The following is a 17,398-nucleotide window of genomic DNA, read 5'->3' on the forward strand; positions in this document are numbered from 1 at the left end:
GGGGCGGGAGCCGCCGAGTCCGTGCGGGGACTAGGCTCGCGGTGTGTTCGGAGCGACAACACCAGTGCGGGCGGGGGGCGTCAGAGGTGCCGTGGCGCGCTGGAACGCGCTGGGCGTGCTGGTACGCGACGGGGTGTTCACCCTCGCCCTGACGCCGTTGGTGTTCGCACCGGCCACGGCCCATCTCAGCGCGGAGTTCGGCGACCTGGCGAAGCGCTCGCCCGACCTGCCGGGCGTCCTGGTGACACTCGCCCTGTGGTTGCCCCTGGTGGTACGCCGACGGTGGCCGGGGGTGTGCCTCGCCCTGGTGGCGGCGGCCTTCGCGGTCCACCAACTGGCCGCTTTCCCGGCCACGTTCGCGAGTGTGGGGCTGTACATCGCCCTCTACAGCGTGGGGGCCCACGGCAGGCGGGTCGACGGCCCGCGTCTCGTCCTGGTCTCGGCCGCGGCGATCGCCCTGTTCGCCCTGTTCGCCCTCGGGCTGCACCACAGGGGCTCGCCGCAGCGGGCGTCCGACTTCCTCCTCATCCTGCTCGTGCTGGTCTGTTGCTGGGCCGCGGGCCGGGCGGTACAGGCGCGGCAGGCCGGGGAGGAGGAGCGGCGCAGGCTCAGCGTGGCGGCGGCGACGGCCCAGGAGCGGGCCCGTATCGCCCGGGAGTTGCACGACGTGGTGACCCACCACGTCACCGCGATGACCGTGCAGGCGGACGCGGCCCTGTTCCTGCTCGCCGACGCCCCGGACCAGGTGGCCAACGGCCTCGGCGCGATCGGCGACTCGGGCCGGCACGCCCTGGCCGATCTCCGGCAACTCCTGGGCGTACTCCAGGCGTCCGGCGGCGACCCGTCCGCCGCGGAACTACCGGGAGACACCTCCGCGGCGGAACCCGCCCTGGCGCCGGGCCGGTTGGGCGAACTGGTCGAGCGGACCCGGGCGGCGGGCCAGCCCGTGGAACTGACCCGGACGGGAGAACGGCCGACGATGGCCTCGGGGGTCGAACTCGCCGCGTACCGCGTGGTGCAGGAGGGTCTGACCAACGCCCTCAAGCACGCGCCGGGCCACCGGACACTCGTCACCGTCCGCTACGCGCACGACGAGCTCGAGGTCGCGGTGACCACCGAGGGGGCGCCCGCCGTTCCGGCCGCCACCGGGACCGGACCGCTGGGCCGGGGCGGCGGCCTCGGACTGGTCGGGCTGCGCGAGCGGGTGGCCGTGTTCGGCGGGGAACTCCTGGCCGGCGCCCGCCCGGACGGCGGTTTCAGCGTCAGCGCCCGGATTCCCGCCGGGGACGACGGAGTTCGCCTCGGCGGACGGCCAACACCCGCCGGGGAACAGGCGATTCCCGCCAGGAGGCACGCATGACGCCGATCAGGGTCCTCGTCTGTGAGGACCAGGAGCTGGTGCGCACCGGCTATGTCACCATCTTCGCCGCCCAGCCGGACCTGGAGGTCGTGGGAGAGGCCGCCGACGGCCGTGCGGCGGTGGAGGCCGCGGGACGGCTGCGGCCGGACGTGGTGGTGATGGACATCCGGATGCCGCTCCTCGACGGCATCGAGGCGACCCGGCTGCTGGCCGGACCCGGGGTCGCCGACCCGGTGAAGGTCCTGGTGGTCACCACCTTCAACCTCGACGAGTACGTGTACGAGGCACTGCGGGCCGGCGCGAGCGGGTTCCTGCTCAAGGATTCGGCGCCGCGTGAACTGGTGGACGGGATCCGTACGATCGCCGCGGGCGAGTCCCTGCTGGCGCCCGCCGTCACCCGGCAGCTCGTCGGCAGGTTCGCCGACCGGATCCGCCCGGCCGAGGTCCACACACCCGCCGCGACCCAGGCCCTGTCCCTGCTGGCTCCCCGCGAGACCGAGGCGCTGAAACTCATCGCCGAGGGACTGTCGAACGCCGAGATCGCCGACCGCATGGTCCTCAGCCGCGAGACGGTCAAGACGTACGTGTCGCGCATCCTGACCAAGCTCGACCTGCGCGACCGCGTCCAGGCGGTCGTGTTCGCCTACCGGGTGGGCCTGGTCACCGCGCAGGCCTGACCCGTCCAGGCACCCGTGCCCCGTTGTTTGTTGCCCACTTCCCGTTGTCCCCCGTGCGAGCTACACGCGGCTGTCCACCCCGGGGGGACGTTCGGGGGTGCCCTCCGCTCGTAGCGTTCCCGTCGATGCAGGGGCGGCCGGGCCGCCGGTCGACGATGGGAAGTGTCATGTCACTGAGGAACGCGCGGGCGGTGCGGTGGGTGCGCCACCAGTTCTCGCAGGCACCGTTCGAGCCGACGCGCCGGGTGTGGCCGGCCGGGGTGCGGCTGGCGGTGATGGTGGGGCTGTTCGTCCTGGTGACGGGGATCGCCGCGGGGATGCGGGCGCTGGCGGGCGAGAACCCGGTGCTGTCGCTGCTGTTCGGCGCGGCGGCCGCGGTGCTCGCCCTCACGGTCTACGCGGCGGCGGTACGGCTCCTGGAGCAGCGCCCCGCGTCCGAGCTGGACACCTCCGCTGCCGGGTCGGGCCTGCGCCTGGGCGCCCTGGGCGGCGTCGGACTGTTCGTCGCGACGCTCGCGCTGATCACCCTGTTCGGCGGGTACGGCACGAAGGGCGGGGTGTCCGTCGGGGGCGCGTTGACCGTGCTCGGGATGATGGCGGGGGTCGCGGTCGTCGAGGAACTCCTCTTCCGCGGCATCGTCTTCCGCCTCGTCGAGGACCTTGCCGGCACCCGCGGTGCGCTGGTGGTCTCGGGCGTGCTGTTCGGGGTTCTTCACCTGGTCAACTCCGGGGCCACCGTGTGGGGCGCGCTCGCCATCGCCATCGAGGCCGGCCTGATGCTCGGCGCGGCCTACGCCGCCACCCGCACCCTCTGGCTCCCGATCGGCCTGCACTTCGGCTGGAACTTCGCCCTGAGCGGCGTCTTCGGCGTCACCGTCTCCGGCAACGAGGACATGCCCACCGGCCTGCTCCACGGCACGCTGTCCGGCCCCACGGCGATCACCGGAGGCGACTTCGGCCCAGAGGCCAGCATCTTCGCCATCCTCGTCTGCACGATCCCCACAATCCTGCTCCTCCGCACCGCCAAACGCCGAGGCCACCTCCACCCGCGCCGGCGCCCCAGCACCACGGAGACACCGGCCAGGCCCTGACAGGGCTGTCCGCGCCGCCCACGGGACGGGAGAACGAAGGGGTCCGCCTCCGAGGAGACGGACCCCTTCCGACTGCACGATCGAGGAACTACCGCACGTGACGTACGGGCGCGACTACACGTTGAAGCGGAACGTAGGTAAGCAGGTCCACGCGACCGAAGGGCCCCTCCGCCTCCACCCGGAACTCGTAGACCTTGGGCAGCTCCGAGGAGAACAACTGATGGCCCACGTCCATGACGAAGGGAATGCGGCGCGTCGGAGGCAGGGTGGCGATTGGGCGACCAATAGCGCGATTGAGAGTCGCAGCCCGCTCGGCCCCCAGAGTGGTCTGCAGCGGAGGGCTCACCGAGACGCGTACGTTGCGGGCCAGGGTCTGTCCGATGTTCTCGATCACCAGCACGAGCATCGATGACCCAGGGATACGAGGCCTGATGTCGACGATGACGTACGGCTCCGCCTGCTCGCGTTGCGCCCTTTCCGTGAGGGCGTTGGCGTGCGCGATCGCTCTCGCCTGACGTCGGTTGTAGACGAGGGTCCAAAACGCGGCTGTCGTTGAGAAGACGAGAGCCGCCACAGAGATGACCACTGTGGCGATCTGGACCGATGAGTCGCTCATGGCCGGATGTCAGGTGGGTGGCCGATCACGGCGCGGCGAGTTGCCGAAAATCCTCCGGCGGGGATCGTTGGCTCTCCAGCTTGAGCTGTGGGCCGCTACCGTGAAGCCATGACCGCACTGCCCGACTGGATGCGCCCGCCGCGCGCGGAAGGCTGGTTCGCGGAGGATCTCGACCGCCTCCCCGAGGCACCCCGCCACACGGAGTTGATCGATGGAGCCCTCGTCTTCATGATGTCGCCCCAGCGGTCCTGGCATGGCCGCCTCGTCACCGCCCTGACCACCACGCTCATGGCGCAGGCACCGGCCGGATTCGAGGTCGAGCGGGAGATGACGATCCGCCTCGATGCCCGCAACCGCCCCGAGCCGGACCTCTTGCTGACGGACCTGCCCTACGACCCCGACCGCACCTGGTACGCCCCGGAGGACGTGAAGCTCGTCGTGGAGGCCGTATCCCCGGAGTCCGCCCATCGCGATCGCACGGTAAAGCTCCGCAAGTACGCAGAGGCCGGCATCCCGCACTACTGGTGCATCGAGGACGAGGACGGAGCACCCGTCGTCCACGTCTACGAGCTCGACGAACCCACCGGCGCCTACGCTCCCGCCGGGATCTTCCGGGGCACCCTCCAACGCCCGGTGCCCTTCCAGGTCGGCCTGGACCTCGACAAGCTCACGCCGCCCCGAAGCGGCTGAAAAGTCAGCACCAAGTCAGCACGGGAATGCCGAAGGGGTCGGACTCGTCAGGGTCCGACCCCTTCTGACCTGCACGTTTGACCAAATTAACTAACATGCAGTAACGAAACGACTACACGTTGAACCGGAACTCCACAACATCCCCGTCCTGCATCACATAGTCCTTGCCCTCCATACGGGCCTTGCCCTTCGCCCGTGCCTCCGCGACCGATCCCGTCTCCACCAGGTCGGCGAAGGAGATGACCTCGGCCTTGATGAAGCCCTTCTGGAAGTCGGTGTGGATGACTCCGGCGGCTTCGGGGGCGGTGGCGCCCTTCTTGATGGTCCAGGCGCGGGATTCCTTCGGGCCGGCCGTCAGGTAGGTCTGCAGGCCCAGGGTGTCGAAGCCGACGCGGGCCAGCGTCGCCATACCGGGCTCCTCGACGCCCACCGACTCCAGAAGCTCCATCGCCTCCTCCTCGTCGAGCTCGGCGAGGTCCGCCTCCAGCTTGGCGTTGAGGAAGATCGCCTCGGCGGGGGCGACCAGGGCGCGCTGCTCGGCCTTGAACTCGTCGTCGACCAGTTCGTCCTCGTCGACGTTGAAGACGTACAGGAACGGCTTGGTGGTGAGCAGGTGCAGGTCGTGCAGCAGTTCCTCGTTGCCGGAGCCCTGGACGATGCCCGCGGAGAAGAGGGTCTCGCCCTTCTCCAGGATGGCCTGGGCCGCCTCGACCGCGGCGACCTTCGGGCCGATATCCTTCTTGATGCGCGACTCGCGCTGGAGACGCGGCAGGACCTTCTCGATCGTCTGGAGGTCCGCGAGGATCAGCTCGGTGTTGATCGTCTCGATGTCGTCCTTGGGCGAGACCTTGCCGTCGACGTGTACGACGTTCTCGTCCTTGAAGGCGCGGATGACCTGGCAGATCGCGTCCGACTCGCGGATGTTCGCGAGGAACTTGTTGCCCAGGCCCTCCCCCTCGGAGGCGCCCTTCACGATGCCGGCGATGTCGACGAAGTCGACGGTGGCGGGCAGGATCTTCTGCGAGCTGAAGATCTCGGCCAGCTTCGTCAGCCGCGCGTCGGGCACACCGACCACGCCGACGTTCGGCTCGATCGTGGCGAACGGGTAGTTGGCCGCGAGCACGTCGTTCTTGGTCAGGGCGTTGAACATGGTCGACTTGCCGACGTTGGGCAGACCGACGATTCCGATCGTGAGCGACACGTTGCGACTTCCCGTACGTGAGGATGGGCGAAGGCCCCCGGGAGAGCGCGGGCCGATCCACCAGTCTACGGCGTGCCGGATCCCGCCCCGGCGACGTATCGAACGCTTGCCCAAGGTCGGCTCTACGGCGTGTCCCAAGGCCTATTCCACACATAAAACGACCTAGGTTGATCCAGTGGAGCAACACAGGACGCGTCCCCCTCAGCCCGGAACCCAGCACGGACCGCGCCGCGGTGCGCCCTTTCCCTCGCAGGCCGGGCGGGGTGCGGCCGGTACGGTCCGGCGGAGCCCGGCGGCCACCGGACGGCCCGCTCCGCCGGTCGTCCAGGCGGTACGCGGGATGCCCAACCCCCGGCTCACCGGACTGGGCGGCGGACTGTTCTGCGGCGCGGTGATGTTCGCACTCGGCTGCGTCGACCAACTGCTGTTCGGGGCGTCGATGGTGGTGTACGGAGTGCTGTTCCTGCCGGTCTGCGCGCTGACCGCGGTGTGGGTGCGGCGCGGTGACCTCGTCATCGCGCCGGTCGTCGTCCCGATCGCCTTCGCCTTCGGGCTGCTGCCGGTCGCCGGTGACGGCGGAGGCGGGATCGGGGGGCGGCTGATGGGACTGTTCACCGCACTCGCCGTACAGGCGGGATGGCTGTACGGGGGGACGCTGATCGCGGGGCTCATCTCGACCGTGCGGAAGGCCCGGCTCATGACCCGGCAGGCCGCGCAGCGGGGGGCGGCGCAGCCACAGGCCCGGCGGCGTCCGGTCTGAGAGCGCAACCACAGGCCCGGCGGCGTCCTGGTCTGAGAAGACGGCGCGCCGGTCGGTACAACCGCCCGGCGTCGTCCGCCGCGCGTTCGGGGCGCACTCCAGCGGCCCGAGTCGTCTCCCCCCACGCCCCGGGTCGTCTTCCTCACGGCCCGCCCCGACTCCCCCGGCGAGCCCCGCGAAGCGCCTAAAAAGCCCCTACGAGGCCTTCGCCGCGCGCATCGCCGCGCCCACGATCCCCGCGTTGTTCTGGAGCTGCGCCGGGACGATCTCCGCCTTGATGTCCTCGATCAGGGGCAGGAACTTGTCGGCCTTGCGGCTGACTCCCCCGCCGATGATGAAGAGCTCGGGCGAGAAGAGCATCTCCAGGTGGGCGAGGTACTTCGTGACCCGGCGCGCCCAGTGCTCCCAGGTGAGCTCGTGGTCGTCCTTGGCCTTGGTGGAGGCGCGCTTCTCCGCCTCGTGGCCGCCCAGCTCCAGGTGGCCGAGCTCCGTGTTCGGCACGAGGGCGCCGTCGATGAAGAGGGCGCTGCCGATGCCCGTGCCGAAGGTGAGCAGGATGACCGTGCCCTGACGGTCGCGGCCCGCGCCGAACTGCATCTCGGCGACGCCCGCCGCGTCCGCGTCGTTCAGCACGGTCACCGGAAGGCCGCCGAGTCTGCCGCTGAGCAGCGCCCGCGCGTCGGTGTCGATCCAGTCCTTGTCGACATTGGCGGCCGTGCGGATGGTGGCCTCACCCGTGACCACGCCGGGGAAGGTGATGCCGACGGGACCGGTCCAGCCGAAATGGGCGACGACGTCCCGCACGCCGTCGGCCACCGCGTCAGGCGTCGCGGGATGCGGTGTGAGCACCTTGAAGCGCTCCTCCGTCAGTTCGCCGCGTTCCAGGTCCACGGGAGCGCCCTTGATCCCGGAACCGCCGATGTCCACACCAAAGATCTGCATGGACCCACGTTACGTCGTGCCACTGACAGTCACTTCTCGGGTGGCGCACGGCCCCGGTACCTTCACGTCCGGAGGCCGCGCGACCGCCTGTCGGTCACTTCTCGCCGGTGCGTTCCGCCACCAGGGCCGCCGCCTCCGCGCGCAGGTCGCGGCGCAGCTCCTTCGGCAGGGAGAAGGTGATGGACTCCTCGGCCGTCTTCACCGTCTCAACGTCGCCGTAGCCACGCTCGCCGAGCCATTCCAGTACTTCTTCCACCAGCACGTCGGGGACGGAGGCGCCCGAGGTCAGGCCGACCGTGTCGACGCCTTCGAGCCAGGCCTCGTCGATCTCGGAGGCGAAGTCCACCAGGTGGGCCTTGGGCGCGCCCGCGTCGAGGGCGACCTCGACCATCCGGATCGAGTTCGAGGAGTTCTTCGAGCCGACCACGATCACCAGCTGGGCGTCCTCGGCGAGCTTCTTCACGGCGATCTGGCGGTTCTGCGTGGCGTAGCAGATGTCGTCGCTCGGCGGGGAGATGAGCTGCGGGAACTTCTCCTTGAGGGCGTCGACGGTCTCCATGGTCTCGTCGACCGACAGCGTGGTCTGGGAGAGCCAGACCACCTTGGAGGGGTCGCGGACCTCGACCTGGGCGACGTCCGAGGGGCCGTCGACCAGGGTGATGTGCTCGGGGGCCTCACCGGAGGTGCCGATGACCTCCTCGTGGCCCTCGTGGCCGATCAGGAGGATGTCGTAGTCCTCCTTGGCGAAGCGGACTGCTTCCTTGTGGACCTTGGTGACCAGCGGGCAGGTCGCGTCGATGGTGGCGAGCTTCCCGGCCGCGGCCTGGTCGTGGACGGCCGGGGCGACGCCGTGCGCCGAGAACATGACGATGGACCCCTCGGGGACCTCCGCCGTCTGCTCGACGAAGATCGCGCCCTTCTTCTCCAGGGTGCGCACGACGTACTTGTTGTGGACGATCTCGTGGCGGACATAGATCGGGGCCCCGTACTGCTCAAGGGCTTTCTCGACGGCGATCACGGCGCGGTCCACACCCGCGCAGTAGCCCCGGGGGGCGGCGAGCAGGACACGGCGGCCAGACGAAGCAGTCATGCGTCCCATCGTAAGGCCGCGCTCGACAGGTCAAAGATCGCCTCCTTGGGGAGACTGGTCGGGGGCGGGAACGGGCGGGGCCAGTCGCGACTCTCGGGAGGCACGGATGTCCGACACGCAGACCTCTGCCGGAGCGGCCGGTGACGCCGGTGGTGCCGGTGGTGCCGGTGGGGAGCGGGGGCTGCGGCGCAGTCTCGGTTTCCGGGACCTGGTGGTCTACGGGCTGCTGTTCATCGCCCCGATGGCGCCGGTCGGCATCTTCGGAACCCTCGACGCGAAGTCGCACGGGGCCGTCGCCCTGGTCTACGTCGTCGCCACCGTCGCGATGGCGTTCACCGCCTTCAGCTACGCGCAGATGGTCCGTGTGGTCCCCCAGGCGGGCTCGGTGTTCGCCTACGCGCGCGTGGGGCTCGGAAAAGGGGCCGGGTTCGTCGCCGGGTGGATGGCGATGCTGGACTATCTGCTCATCCCGGCGGTGGCGTACCTCTTCTCCGGGATCGCGATGAACTCCCTGGTCCCGGAGGTCTCCCGGTGGGTGTGGACCGCGCTCGCCGTGGTCGTCACGACCCTGCTGAACCTGTGGGGCGTACGGGCCGCCGCCCGGGTCGGTTTCCTGGTGCTCGCGATGGAGATCGTGGTCCTCCTTGTCTTCGTCGTCTCCGCGATCGTCGTACTGGCGCGCGACGGGGCACAGCGCGGCTGGCTGTCACCGCTGTCCGGCGACGGCACCCAGGGGGCGTTCGCGCTGTCGGCGGTGATCGGGGCGGTGTCGATCGCCGTCCTGTCGTATCTGGGCTTCGACGCGATCGCCTCCTTCGCGGAGGAGGTCACGGGCGGTTCGGAGAAGGTGGCCAGGGCGGTGCTGTTCTGTCTGGCGCTCGCGGGTGTGCTGTTCGTGGCACAGACCTACCTGGTGGCGCTCCTGGAGCCGACGACGTCCGCGCGGCTCGCCGCGGACCCGGGGTTGCAGGGATCGGCCTTCTACGACGCCGTGGACGTCTCCGTGGGGACCTGGCTGCACGATCTGGTGGCCCTGAGCAAGGCGATCGGAGCGGCGTTCGCGGCGCTCGCCGGGCAGGCCGCGGCAGGCCGGCTCGTGTTCGCGATGGCCCGTGGCCGGCGGCTGCCGAAGGTGCTGTCGAAGACCGACGCCGGCGTACCGCGGGCGGCTCTCCTGTGCGCGGCGGTCATCACGCTGGTCGCCGCGGTCTGGGCGGCCCGGCGCGACGACGGACTCGACCGTCTGGTGTCGGTCGTCAACATCGGCGCGCTCACCGCCTTCACCCTGCTGCACGCGAGCGTGGTGGGCTGGTTCGCGGTACGTCGGCGGGGCGGTCCTGTGGTGTGGTGGCGGCACGTCCTGATCCCCGTCGTCGGCGCCGCGATCACCGTTGCCGTGATCTTCGAGGCCTCGGGGACGGCCCAGGTGGTCGGCGCGATCTGGCTGGCGGTGGGGCTCGTGGTGCTGGTGGCGCAGCGCGGCCGGGGCGGCGAGGACGCCGGGTAGCCGACGGGGGTTGCCGCCGGTCCACGGCGGGTCGGGGGCGAGGGGCCGGGCTCAGGGTGCCGGCCTCCGCCGTGCCAGCAGGCGCGGCCGCGTTGTCCGACCCGGCGGCTACTCTCGCGACATGGCTCTCAACACGTCCGCGGACGCCCCGCTGCCCGTCGGTGAGGTGTCGCGGCTCATCGGGGGATGGATCGACCGGCTCGGCGCGGTGTGGGTCGAGGGGCAGATCACCCAGTTGTCGCGGCGCCCGGGGGCGGGTGTCGTCTTCCTGACGCTGCGCGACCCGTCGCACGACATCTCCGTGAGTGTGACGTGCTACCGCCAGGTGTTCGACGCGGTGGCCGACGTGGTGACGGAGGGCGCGCGCGTGGTCGTACTCGCGAAGCCCGAGTGGTACGCGCCGCGGGGGCAGTTGTCGCTGCGGGCCACCGAGATGAAGCCGGTGGGTGTGGGTGAACTGCTCGCCCGCCTGGAGCAGTTGAAGAAGTCGCTGGCGGCCGAGGGCCTGTTCGCGCCGGAGCGCAAGAAGGGCCTGCCGTTCCTGCCGCAGCTCATCGGGCTGGTGTGCGGGCGGGCGTCCGCGGCCGAGCGGGACGTGCTGGAGAACGCGCGGCACCGCTGGCCGGCGGTCCGCTTCGAGGTGCGCAACGTCCCCGTCCAGGGCGTGCACGCCGTGCCGCAGGTCGTGCAGGCCGTGAAGGACCTCGACGCGCGGGACGACGTGGACGTGATCATCGTGGCGCGCGGCGGCGGCAGTGTGGAGGATTTGCTGCCGTTCTCGGACGAGCAGTTGGTACGGACGGTCGCGGCCTGCCGTACGCCGGTGGTGTCGGCCATCGGACACGAACCCGACACCCCGCTCCTCGACTACGTGGCCGACCTGCGCGCCTCCACGCCGACCGACGCCGCCAAGAAGGTCGTGCCGGACGTCGGCGAGGAATACGAGCGGGTGCGGCTGCTGCGGGACCGGGCGCGGCGCAGCGTGCACGCCTTCATCGACCGCGAGGAGCGTGGCCTGGCGCACGCGCTGGCCCGGCCCTCGATAGAGGATCCGCACCGGATGATCGACGAGCGGGCGGACCACGTCGCCTCGATGCTCGACCGCGGCCGGCGCACGCTGGGGCATCTCCTGGACCGGGCGGTCTCGGAGCTGACGCACACCCACGCGCGCGTGGTGGCCCTCTCCCCCGCCGCGACGCTCCAGCGGGGTTACGCCGTGCTCCAGCGGGCCGACGGCCATGTGGTCAGGGACCCCGCCGAGGTGACGGCCGACGAGCCGCTGCGCGCGCGGGTCGCCGAGGGTGAGTTCTCCGTCCGAGTCGATGCATAGGGTGGGCGCATGACCAGCAAGGTGGACGAGGCGCTCGGGTACGAGCAGGCGCGGGACGAGCTGATCGAGGTCGTACGCAGGCTGGAGGCGGGCGGTACGACCTTGGAGGAGTCCCTCGCGCTCTGGGAGAGGGGCGAGGAACTGGCGAAGGTGTGCCGGCGCTGGCTTGAGGGCGCGCGGGCGCGGCTGGACGCGGCGCTGGCCGGGGAGGACGGCGAGGGAGCGGACGGTTCGGCGGACGCCGAGTCCGAGTAGAGCCGCCCTCCGGAGTGCGGAGGCCGAGTAGGGCCGCCCTCGGGAGTGCGGAGGCCGAGTCCGGGTCAGGTGCGCCGTCCGCCTCTTGAGCAGGGCGCGCCCTCGAAGTGACGACACCGGGATCCGTGATGCGGACCACGACGCTCCGCATTTAGTTGAAGTTTGAACATCAAAGGTCTACTGTCGTCGTTGTCAGCCGATCCCCCGGGATCCGACGCACGTACCGAGAAGGTTCAACCATGTCTCTCGTTCTTGACTCCGCCGCACAGGACCTGCTGTTCCGCGAGGCCCGCACCGCGAACACCTTCACCGACGAGCCGGTGACCGAGGAGCAGGTCCAGGCGATCTACGACCTGGTCAAGTACGGCCCGACCTCCATGAACCAGTCGCCGCTGCGGATCACCCTGGTCCGCTCCGCCGAGGCCCGCGAGCGCCTCGTCGGCCTCATGTCCGAGGGCAACCGCCCCAAGACGGCCACCGCCCCGCTGGTCGCGATCCTCGCCGCCGACAACGAGTTCCACGAGGAGCTGCCGCAGCTCTTCCCGCACTTCCCCGGCGCCAAGGACATGTTCGGCGGCTCCCGTGAGGCCCGCGAGCAGTCTGCTGCCCTAAACGCCGCCCTCCAGGCCGCGTACTTCATCATCGGCGTGCGCGCCGCCGGCCTGGCCGCGGGCCCGATGACCGGCTTCGACTCCGTCGGCGTCCAGAAGGAGTTCCTGGACGACGACCACACCCCGCTGATGGTCGTCAACATCGGCCGCCCGGGCGAGGACGCGTGGTTCCCGCGCAACCCGCGCCTGGAGAGCGACCAGGTCATCACGACCGTCTGAGCCGTCCGTCGGCAGGCACGAGGAAGGGCCCCGGTGAGGTCACCGGGGCCCTTCCTTCACGTGCTGTCCGCACCCGGCGGCTCGGCTCAGGTCGTCTCCAGGGCCTGCGCCATCTTCGTCAGCTGCCCGAACGAGGCCGTTCCGGTCACCACCGTCGTGGCACCGTCCTCCTTGAGCACCAGGGCGTCGTACTGCTCGCCCTCGTACCGCTGCCACGTCCGGTCGCCTATGCGCTGCGTGGCCTTCGTCTCCCTGGCGCCCTGACTGGCCGCCGAGATGAACGCGGCCGGCTTCTCGGTGGACTGCTCGACGGCCACGTACTGGCCCTCGGGGTCGTGGTAGCCCAGGTGCCAGGCGTCGAACTGCGAGCCGTCGTACCGCACCGACGTCGCCTTCCACTCCGTGGGCAGCCCTTCGGGCGCCGCCACGGGATAGCTGGCCGCGCGCCGGGCCGTGAGCAGCTCGACGCGGTAGTCGACGCGCTTGAGCTCGGGTTCGGAGTCGTCGTGCGGGATGAAGAGGTAGATGACCCCTGCCGCGAGCGTGATGATGCCCAGGGAGAGCACCATGCCCCGGATCGACTGCCTGCCATTGGTACCTGCCACGCGCCTATCGTCGCAGGTGCCCTGGCCTGCTCATCCGTGGGGTCCCCTGCTCATTTTGTCAGCCTGGCGATAGAGTCGTGGCCATACCCTCATCCGGCCGTCGTCGTATCAGAAAGGTGCGTCTCGATGACCGAGCATCATCTGCCGTCCGAACTCGAGGTCCCCGCCGAGGCCCCCGACCGAAATCTCGCCCTGGAACTCGTCCGGGTCACCGAAGCAGCCGCGATGGCCGCGGGCCGCTGGGTCGGCCGCGGTGACAAGCTCGGCGCCGACGGTGCCGCGGTGCGCGCCATGCGCACCCTCGTCTCCACCGTCTCGATGAACGGCGTCGTCGTCATCGGTGAGGGCGAGAAGGACGAGGCCCCGATGCTCTTCAACGGAGAGCGCGTCGGTGACGGGACCGGCGCCGAGGTCGACATCGCCGTCGACCCGATCGACGGGACCACCCTCACCGCGAAGGGCATGACCAACGCGATCGCCGTGCTCGCCGCGGCCGACCGGGGCACCATGTTCGACCCGTCCGCGGTCTTCTACATGGACAAGCTGGTCACCGGCCCGGAGGCCGCCGACTTCGTCGACATCAACGCCCCCGTCTCGGTGAACATCCGCCGGGTTGCCAAGGCGAAGAAATCCTCACCCGAGGACGTCACCGTCGTCATCCTCGACCGGCCGAGGCACGACGGGATCATCAAGGAGATCCGCGAGACCGGCGCCCGGATCAAGCTGATCTCCGACGGCGACGTCGCGGGCTCGATCCTGGCCCTCCGCGAGGGCACCGGCATCGACCTGCTGCTCGGCATCGGTGGCACCCCCGAGGGCATCATCTCGGCCTGCGCCGTGAAGTGCCTGGGCGGCACCATCCAGGGCAAGCTGTGGCCCAAGGACGACGAGGAGAAGGCGCGGGCGCTCGACGCCGGCCACGACCTCGACCGCGTCCTCTACACGGACGACCTGGTCTCGGGCGAGAACGTCTTCTTCGTCGCCACCGGCATCACCGACGGCGAGTTGCTGCGCGGGGTCAGGTATCGCGCCGAGACCGCCACGACCGAGTCGATCGTCATGCGCTCCAAGTCCGGCACGGTCCGGCAGATCACGTCGGAGCACCGGCTGAGCAAGTTGCGGGCGTACAGCGCGATCGACTTCGACCGGGGGAAGTAGCCTCCGCCGTCAGTCATGTACGGGAAATGGGGCGCCCCTTGTGCGGAGGGGCGCCCCATTTCCATGCGCTCAGGACCGGCCGGTGGCTGCGTGTGCTCCGGGCTAACCGGCCGCCGCTATCGGCCCGGTGGAGCGGGCGGCCTTCTTGAGTTCGACGTCGCGGCGGCGGCGTCGGGCGAGGACGACGCGGCGCTCGGCGGCGGTGAGGCCGCCCCACACGCCGTACGGTTCGGGTTGCAGGAGCGCGTGTTCGCGGCACTCGACCATCACCGGGCAGCGCGCGCAGACGCGCTTCGCCGCCTCCTCACGGGAGAGGCGGGCCGCGGTCGGTTCCTTGGAGGGCGCGAAGAACAGGCCTGCCTCGTCCCGTCGGCACACGGCCTCCGTGTGCCAGGGGGCTTCCTGATCCCTGTCCCGCACTGGCGCCCGCTGGGCCTGAACGGCGGCTACCTGCAGGGACTGATGCGGCGGTTGCAGCACGGTCTACTCCTGACGACGGCTTCGCGAGCGTGCCGGGCGCCGGGGGAAGTCCACAGCACCCTCCAGGGGACGATGCAGCAAGGCCTACCCGCTGTGCGCGCGCCTATGCACTGTGTTCCGAAGCCCTGGAATTCTCCACCGCCGCCACACGAATGCCGGTCCGCCGCGACTGGACCAACTCGCGGCGGGCGCCGCCTGATTCACAGGCGTCAACGGTCCAGGTGCTTGCGCAAACCCTTGTCCAGCCGCTCCGACACCCGGTCCGTGACACGGTCGAAAAGGTCCGCGATCAGCTTGCCTCGCTTGGGCTTCGCCTCGACGCTTCCCAGCACCGCGAGGCCGTCGACATAGACCACGGGCGCTCCGGTGTCACCTCCGTCGAGCGTCTTCACCTCGAAGCTGCCCAGCACCCCGGCGCCGCTGCCACGCAGCGACACGTTCTCCGGGACGCGGATGTCCACGCTGCCGAAGACCGAGATCGCCCTGATCACGACCTGCGGATACTCGAAGATCGCCTCGCTGAGGTCTATCTCGACGCTGCCGAACACCGCGTACGCGTGGATACGGCGGCCCGCGCGCCAGCGGCCCTTGCGGACGGCGGCGCTGAACACGGCCACCACGTTGTCATCGGGCTCCAGCGGGATCGCGCCCGCCGTGGGGCGGTTGGGCGCGATCGAGTACGCGGGCGTCGCACGGGGGCCGTGGGCGACGGGCAGGTCGCGCACGAACTGGTCCAGCTCACCCACCGTCTTGGTCGCCAGCACCCCTTCCACGCGCTCGGAGTGCTCCTCGGCGGTGAGACGGCCCTCGGCGAGGGCGTCGCGCAGGATGTCGGTGATCCGGTCACGGTCCGCGTCGGAGGCACGGAGCTCGGCCGGCTTCACCGAGGCGGGGGCGGTCGGCTCGGGGCGCTTCTGAAGGTCCACGGCCACAGCGTACCCAAACGCGATAGATCGCGACTAGGGGGTGTGGACGACGAACTGAGCCTTACCTCACAAGCTCGATGTCCGAGGCAGGTTCTACGCTGGTGGACGCTGCCAATGGAGGCACGCCGCTGTCTGTCGAGTGAGGAATGGGCGAGATGCCTGAGTTCGCGTACACCGATCTGCTCCCCCAGGGAGAGGACACCACGCCGTACCGGCTGGTGACCTCCGAGGGTGTCTCCACCTTCGAGGCTGACGGGCGGACGTTCCTCACGGTCGAGCCGGAGGCGCTGCGGCAGCTCGCCGCCGAGGCCATCCACGACATCCAGCACTATCTGCGGCCCGCCCACCTCGCGCAGCTGCGGCGCATCATCGACGACCCGGAGGCGTCCGGCAACGACAAGTTCGTCGCGCTCGACCTCCTGAAGAACGCGAACATCGCCGCCGCGGGCGTCCTCCCCATGTGCCAGGACACCGGCACGGCCATCGTCATGGGCAAGCGCGGGCAGAACGTCCTGACGCGCGGCTCCGACGAGGCGGCCCTCTCGCGCGGCATCTACGACGCGTACCTGAACCTGAACCTGCGCTACTCGCAGATGGCCCCGCTCACCATGTGGGACGAGAAGAACACGGGCTCGAACCTCCCGGCCCAGATCGAGCTGTACGCGACCGACGGCGGCGCCTACAAGTTCCTGTTCATGGCCAAGGGCGGCGGCTCGGCCAACAAGAGCTTCCTGTACCAGGAGACGAAGGCCGTTCTGAACGAGGCCTCCATGATGAAGTTCCTGGAGGAGAAGATCCGTTCGCTCGGTACGGCCGCGTGCCCGCCGTACCACCTGGCGATCGTGGTCGGGGGTACGAGCGCGGAGTTCGCCCTGAAGACCGCGAAGTACGCGTCCGCGCACTACCTGGACGAGATTCCGGCCGAGGGTTCCGAGCTCGGGCACGGCTTCCGGGACAAGGACCTCGAACAGAAGGTCTTCGAGCTGACCCAGCGGATCGGGATCGGGGCGCAGTTCGGGGGCAAGTACTTCTGCCACGACGTACGCGTGGTCCGCCTCCCCCGGCACGGCGCGTCCTGCCCCGTCGCCATCGCGGTGTCCTGCTCCGCCGACCGGCAGGCGGTCGCGAAGATCACCGCCGAGGGTGTCTTCCTTGAGCAGTTGGAGACCGACCCGGCGCGGTTCCTGCCGGAGACGACCGACGAGCACCTCGACGAGTCCGGCGTGGTCGAGATCGACCTCAACCAGCCGATGGACGACATCCTCGCCGAGCTCACCAAGTACCCCGTGAAGACCCGGCTCTCGCTCTCCGGGCCGCTCGTCGTGGCGCGTGACATCGCGCACGCCAAGATCAAGGAGCGGTTGGACGCGGGTGAGGAGATGCCGCAGTACCTGAAGGACCACCCGGTGTACTACGCCGGGCCGGCGAAGACGCCCGAGGGGTACGCGTCCGGGTCCTTCGGGCCGACGACCGCGGGGCGGATGGACTCCTATGTCGAGCAGTTCCAGGCGGCGGGGGGGTCCAAGGTGATGCTGGCGAAGGGGAATCGGTCTGCGCAGGTCACGCAGGCGTGCGGGGCGCACGGGGGGTTCTATCTCGGGTCCATCGGGGGACCGGCGGCCCGGCTCGCGCAGGACTGCATCAAGAAGGTCGAGGTCGTCGAGTACGAGGAGCTCGGTATGGAGGCGGTCTGGAAGATCGAGGTCGAGGACTTCCCTGCGTTCGTCGTCGTCGACGACAAGGGCAACGACTTCTTCCAGGACCCGGCGCCCGCGCCGACGTTCACCTCCATTCCGGTACGGGGGCCGGGGCTGGGCTAGGGGTTTTCTCGCCCCCTCCGCCCCTTCCCGTCCCGTTCCTGGGGGCTGCCGCCCCCAGAC

18 protein-coding genes are annotated in these 17,398 nt (G+C 70.2%); 11 read left to right on the forward strand and 7 right to left on the reverse strand.

Translation table 11 applies throughout. From position 1 onward, the window contains the following. Positions 1–91: 91 nt before the first annotated feature. The 3 genes from ACIP79_RS10080 to ACIP79_RS10090 all read left to right on the forward strand — a co-directional run bounded on the left by ACIP79_RS10080 (position 92) and on the right by ACIP79_RS10090 (position 3,128). Positions 92–1,360 carry a sensor histidine kinase gene (locus tag ACIP79_RS10080; RefSeq protein WP_401221695.1) on the forward strand — a complete coding sequence of 423 codons (1,269 nt, stop codon included), beginning with the start codon at positions 92–94 and terminating at the stop codon, positions 1,358–1,360. Beyond that, the gene (locus ACIP79_RS10085; protein ID WP_401221698.1) at positions 1,357–2,037 is read left to right on the forward strand and encodes a response regulator; all 681 of its coding nucleotides are present in this window, start codon (positions 1,357–1,359) and stop codon (positions 2,035–2,037) included. The genes ACIP79_RS10080 and ACIP79_RS10085 overlap by 4 nt, the downstream gene beginning before the upstream one ends. 167 nt (positions 2,038–2,204) lie before the next feature. Then, positions 2,205–3,128, forward strand: a complete 924-nt coding sequence (locus ACIP79_RS10090; RefSeq protein WP_401221701.1) for a lysostaphin resistance A-like protein — start codon at positions 2,205–2,207, stop codon at positions 3,126–3,128. An 88-nt stretch (positions 3,129–3,216) separates the two neighbouring features. Here the strand turns inward: ACIP79_RS10090 and ACIP79_RS10095 are convergent, their stop codons facing one another. Continuing rightward, positions 3,217–3,744 (reverse strand): hypothetical protein, encoded by a 528-nt coding sequence (locus ACIP79_RS10095; protein ID WP_401221702.1) that lies wholly within the window; start codon positions 3,742–3,744, stop codon positions 3,217–3,219. Positions 3,745–3,852: 108 nt separating this feature from the next. On the opposite strand from ACIP79_RS10095, the gene ACIP79_RS10100 reads away from it, so the two are divergent. Further along, on the forward strand, positions 3,853–4,434 hold the full coding sequence (locus tag ACIP79_RS10100; protein WP_401221704.1) for a Uma2 family endonuclease: 582 nt from the start codon (positions 3,853–3,855) through the stop codon (positions 4,432–4,434). Between the two features lie 112 nt (positions 4,435–4,546). On the opposite strand, the gene ychF is transcribed toward ACIP79_RS10100, so the two are convergent. Further along, complete coding sequence (gene ychF / locus ACIP79_RS10105) at positions 4,547–5,635, reverse strand: redox-regulated ATPase YchF (protein ID WP_383680238.1); 1,089 nt, start codon at positions 5,633–5,635, stop codon at positions 4,547–4,549. A gap of 340 nt (positions 5,636–5,975) precedes the next feature. Here ychF and ACIP79_RS10110 point away from each other — a divergent pair, with 340 nt between their 5' ends. Further along, positions 5,976–6,395, forward strand: a complete 420-nt coding sequence (locus tag ACIP79_RS10110) for a DUF6542 domain-containing protein (protein WP_401221706.1) — start codon at positions 5,976–5,978, stop codon at positions 6,393–6,395. A 195-nt stretch (positions 6,396–6,590) separates the two neighbouring features. Here the strand turns inward: ACIP79_RS10110 and ppgK are convergent, their stop codons facing one another. Together ppgK and ACIP79_RS10120 are read right to left on the reverse strand one after the other, a co-directional pair. Next, positions 6,591–7,337 (reverse strand): polyphosphate--glucose phosphotransferase, encoded by a 747-nt coding sequence (ppgK, locus tag ACIP79_RS10115; RefSeq protein WP_383680235.1) that lies wholly within the window; start codon positions 7,335–7,337, stop codon positions 6,591–6,593. A 94-nt stretch (positions 7,338–7,431) separates the two neighbouring features. Next, positions 7,432–8,436: a 4-hydroxy-3-methylbut-2-enyl diphosphate reductase gene (locus ACIP79_RS10120; RefSeq protein WP_401221708.1), complete on the reverse strand. Its 1,005-nt coding sequence runs from the start codon at positions 8,434–8,436 to the stop codon at positions 7,432–7,434. Between the two features lie 97 nt (positions 8,437–8,533). Here ACIP79_RS10120 and ACIP79_RS10125 point away from each other — a divergent pair, with 97 nt between their 5' ends. From ACIP79_RS10125 to ACIP79_RS10140, 4 genes are all read left to right on the forward strand, one after another. Next, positions 8,534–9,934 carry an APC family permease gene (locus ACIP79_RS10125; RefSeq protein ID WP_401221709.1) on the forward strand — a complete coding sequence of 467 codons (1,401 nt, stop codon included), beginning with the start codon at positions 8,534–8,536 and terminating at the stop codon, positions 9,932–9,934. Positions 9,935–10,055: 121 nt separating this feature from the next. Next, entirely contained in the window at positions 10,056–11,264 is a 1,209-nt protein-coding gene (gene xseA, locus ACIP79_RS10130; protein ID WP_401221711.1) for an exodeoxyribonuclease VII large subunit, read from the forward strand. A 9-nt stretch (positions 11,265–11,273) separates the two neighbouring features. Continuing rightward, positions 11,274–11,519 carry an exodeoxyribonuclease VII small subunit gene (locus ACIP79_RS10135; protein ID WP_401221713.1) on the forward strand — a complete coding sequence of 82 codons (246 nt, stop codon included), beginning with the start codon at positions 11,274–11,276 and terminating at the stop codon, positions 11,517–11,519. A 239-nt stretch (positions 11,520–11,758) separates the two neighbouring features. Then, positions 11,759–12,349 carry a malonic semialdehyde reductase gene (locus ACIP79_RS10140; protein ID WP_401221714.1) on the forward strand — a complete coding sequence of 197 codons (591 nt, stop codon included), beginning with the start codon at positions 11,759–11,761 and terminating at the stop codon, positions 12,347–12,349. Positions 12,350–12,435: 86 nt separating this feature from the next. Here ACIP79_RS10140 and ACIP79_RS10145 read toward each other — a convergent pair whose 3' ends face one another. Next, positions 12,436–12,954, reverse strand: a complete 519-nt coding sequence (locus tag ACIP79_RS10145; protein ID WP_383680224.1) for a DUF4245 domain-containing protein — start codon at positions 12,952–12,954, stop codon at positions 12,436–12,438. Positions 12,955–13,080: 126 nt separating this feature from the next. Here ACIP79_RS10145 and glpX point away from each other — a divergent pair, with 126 nt between their 5' ends. Next, the gene (gene glpX / locus ACIP79_RS10150; RefSeq protein WP_401221716.1) at positions 13,081–14,112 is read left to right on the forward strand and encodes a class II fructose-bisphosphatase; all 1,032 of its coding nucleotides are present in this window, start codon (positions 13,081–13,083) and stop codon (positions 14,110–14,112) included. A 102-nt stretch (positions 14,113–14,214) separates the two neighbouring features. Here glpX and ACIP79_RS10155 read toward each other — a convergent pair whose 3' ends face one another. Next, positions 14,215–14,592: a WhiB family transcriptional regulator gene (locus tag ACIP79_RS10155; protein WP_383680220.1), complete on the reverse strand. Its 378-nt coding sequence runs from the start codon at positions 14,590–14,592 to the stop codon at positions 14,215–14,217. A gap of 209 nt (positions 14,593–14,801) precedes the next feature. Further along, the gene (locus ACIP79_RS10160) at positions 14,802–15,518 is read right to left on the reverse strand and encodes a DUF1707 domain-containing protein (RefSeq protein ID WP_401221718.1); all 717 of its coding nucleotides are present in this window, start codon (positions 15,516–15,518) and stop codon (positions 14,802–14,804) included. A gap of 155 nt (positions 15,519–15,673) precedes the next feature. Here ACIP79_RS10160 and ACIP79_RS10165 point away from each other — a divergent pair, with 155 nt between their 5' ends. Beyond that, positions 15,674–17,338, forward strand: a complete 1,665-nt coding sequence (locus tag ACIP79_RS10165) for a fumarate hydratase (protein WP_401221720.1) — start codon at positions 15,674–15,676, stop codon at positions 17,336–17,338. Positions 17,339–17,398 lie beyond the last annotated feature (60 nt).

Origin of the sequence: Streptomyces sp. NPDC088747 (genome assembly GCF_044751025.1) — a bacterium.
Classification (GTDB): domain Bacteria; phylum Actinomycetota; class Actinomycetes; order Streptomycetales; family Streptomycetaceae; genus Streptomyces.

Bases quoted from the DNA above. Each gene is read 5' to 3' on its own strand.
- ACIP79_RS10125 (WP_401221709.1), top strand. From the start codon at position 8,534: ATGTCCGACACGCAGACCTCTGCCGGAGCGGCCGGTGACGCCGGTGGT.
- ACIP79_RS10135 (WP_401221713.1), top strand. From the start codon at position 11,274: ATGACCAGCAAGGTGGACGAGGCGCTCGGGTACGAGCAGGCGCGGGAC.
- ACIP79_RS10110 (WP_401221706.1), top strand. From the start codon at position 5,976: ATGCCCAACCCCCGGCTCACCGGACTGGGCGGCGGACTGTTCTGCGGC.
- ACIP79_RS10120 (WP_401221708.1), bottom strand. From the start codon at position 8,436: ATGGGACGCATGACTGCTTCGTCTGGCCGCCGTGTCCTGCTCGCCGCC.
- ACIP79_RS10095 (WP_401221702.1), bottom strand. From the start codon at position 3,744: ATGAGCGACTCATCGGTCCAGATCGCCACAGTGGTCATCTCTGTGGCG.
- ppgK (WP_383680235.1), bottom strand. From the start codon at position 7,337: ATGCAGATCTTTGGTGTGGACATCGGCGGTTCCGGGATCAAGGGCGCT.
- ACIP79_RS10090 (WP_401221701.1), top strand. From the start codon at position 2,205: ATGTCACTGAGGAACGCGCGGGCGGTGCGGTGGGTGCGCCACCAGTTC.
- ACIP79_RS10100 (WP_401221704.1), top strand. From the start codon at position 3,853: ATGACCGCACTGCCCGACTGGATGCGCCCGCCGCGCGCGGAAGGCTGG.
- xseA (WP_401221711.1), top strand. From the start codon at position 10,056: ATGGCTCTCAACACGTCCGCGGACGCCCCGCTGCCCGTCGGTGAGGTG.
- ACIP79_RS10140 (WP_401221714.1), top strand. From the start codon at position 11,759: ATGTCTCTCGTTCTTGACTCCGCCGCACAGGACCTGCTGTTCCGCGAG.
- glpX (WP_401221716.1), top strand. From the start codon at position 13,081: ATGACCGAGCATCATCTGCCGTCCGAACTCGAGGTCCCCGCCGAGGCC.
- ACIP79_RS10165 (WP_401221720.1), top strand. From the start codon at position 15,674: ATGCCTGAGTTCGCGTACACCGATCTGCTCCCCCAGGGAGAGGACACC.
- ACIP79_RS10085 (WP_401221698.1), top strand. From the start codon at position 1,357: ATGACGCCGATCAGGGTCCTCGTCTGTGAGGACCAGGAGCTGGTGCGC.